We start from the raw sequence: 2,138 nt of genomic DNA, 5'->3' as shown, positions 1-2,138 counted from the left end.
GGACCCGCACCATCGACGTGGACTACGCCTCCCACGGGCCCCATGTGGACCGTATCCGGGAGGACATCGTCTCCGCCCTGGACGGTCTGACGCCCACCGGCTCCGACATCGCCTTCCACTCCACGGTGACCGCCGAGCGCCTGGACACCTCGGGGCTCGACGCCGACTACTGGTTCACCAACCTCCGCCGGCCGGTCCGCTTCGCCGACACGCTCACCGCCCTCATCGGACACGGACACCGCCACTTCATCGAGGTCAGCCCCCACCCGGTGCTCATCCCCGGCATGCAGGACGCCTTCGAGGCGGCCGGTGTCCCCGCCGCGGCCGTCCCCACCCTCCGGCGCGACCAGGGCGGGCCCCACCAGCTCGCCCTCGCCGTCGCCCGCGCGTACACCACGGGACTGCCGATCGCCTGGGACTCCTGGTATCCCGCCGACGCGCGCGTCACCACCGACCTGCCCACCTACCCCTTCCAGCGCCGGCGCTACTGGCTCGGCCTGGACGGCGGACCGGGTGACCTGCGGAGCGCCGGGCTCACCTCGGTGGCCCACGCCCAGCTCGGTGCCGCGGTCGAACTGGCCGACGGCGGCCTGGTGATGACCGGCCGGCTCCCCGCCGCCGCGAGTGGCGGCTGGCTCGCCGACCATGTCGTCGCCCGGACCCCTCTGGTGCCGGGCGCGGCCCTGGTGGAGTGGGTGCTGCGGGCGGCCGACGAGGCGGGCTGCGGCGGGATCGAGGAGCTCGCGCTCCAGGTGCCGATGGCGCTGCCCGCGTCCGGCGGGCTGCGGGTCCAGGTCGTGGCGGACGCCCCCGACGAGCAGGGCCGCCGCGGGGTGCGGGTGCACTCCCGTCCGGACGCGGACGGCTCGTCGCCCTGGACGTGCCACGCCACCGGACAGCTCGCCCCGAGGACGCCGGGCGTCCCGGAGGCGGCGCCGGAGGCGGTGTGGCCGCCGCGGGACGCCGAGCCGGTGGACGTGGCGGACTTCTACGGCCGCGCCGAGGCGCTCGGTTACGGCTACGGCCCGGCCTTCCGGGGGCTGACCGCCGCCTGGCGGCAGGGCGCCGACCTGCTCGCCGAGGTCGCGCTGCCGGAGGCGGCCCACGAGGGCGCCGACGGGTTCGGCATCCACCCCGCGCTGCTCGACGCGGCGCTGCACCCGGTGGCGCTGGACGGCCGGGGGGACGACGGGCGGCTGCGGCTGCCGTTCGTCTGGAGCGGGGTGTCGCTGTGGGCCACCGGCGCCCGCGCGGCCCGGGTCCGCATGTCTCCCCTGGACGGCGGCTTCCGGCTCGTGGTGGCCGACCAGGCGGGCCAGACCGTGCTCAGCGCCGAGTCCGTGACCGTGCGCCCGACGAGCGCCCGGCAGTTGCGCGAGGCGGGCGCACGGACGGTGGACGGGCTGTTCACCGTGGCGTGGGTGCCGCTGCCGCCGCCTGCGGCGGCAGCGGGGGCGCCGGAGGTGTCCGCCGAGGGGTGGGCGTCGCTGGACGGCGGCCCGCTCCCGTTCTCCTCGCCGGAGGCCGGGCCGCCCCGTTACGCCGACCTCGACGCCCTGCTCGCCGCGCACGACGCGCGGGAGGCCGTCCCCCGGACGGTGCTCGTCGGGGTACCGGCGGCCGAGGGCGACGAACCGGCCGCCGGCGCGCTGGAGCTGGCGCGGCGCTGGCTGGCGGAACCGGTGCCGGCCGACGCCCTGCTGGTGTTCGTCACCCGGGGAGCGGTGGCGGCCGGGGAGGCCGACGAGGGCCCCGACGCCCCGGGCCCCGACCCGGCGGCGGCCGGGGTGTGGGGCCTGGTGCGCAGCGCGCAGGCGGAGAACCCGGGCCGCTTCCTGCTGTGCGACATCGACGACGACGCCGGGCCCGAGGAGGTGCGGGACGCCGTCGCACGGGCGGTGGCCCTGGACGAGCCGCAGCTGGCGGTGCGCGGGGGGCTCGTGCTGATACCGCGGCTCGAGCGGGCGGCGGCGCCGGAGCTGACGCCGCCTCCGGGAGCGGCCGCCTGGCGGTTGGCGTGCGAGGACACCGGCACCATCGACGGCGTGTCGGTCGTGGCCTGTCCGGAGGTGCTGGAGCCGCTCGCCCCGGGTCGGGTGCGCGTCGCCGTGCGTGCCGCCGGCATCAACTTCCGGGAT

The 2,138-nt window shown here is 77.9% G+C and carries 1 protein-coding gene; it reads left to right on the top strand.

What is annotated here, in order from left to right:
- Positions 1–17: 17 nt before the first annotated feature.
- The coding region (locus BBH68_RS36825) for a polyketide synthase dehydratase domain-containing protein (protein WP_245738493.1) at positions 18–2,138 on the top strand (2,121 nt) is incomplete at its 3' end.

It is taken from the genome of Streptomyces sparsogenes, from assembly GCF_001704635.1.
In the GTDB taxonomy this organism is placed as follows: Bacteria; Actinomycetota; Actinomycetes; order Streptomycetales; family Streptomycetaceae; genus Streptomyces; species Streptomyces sparsogenes.
This window is presented reverse-complemented; position numbering and strand designations above follow the sequence as displayed.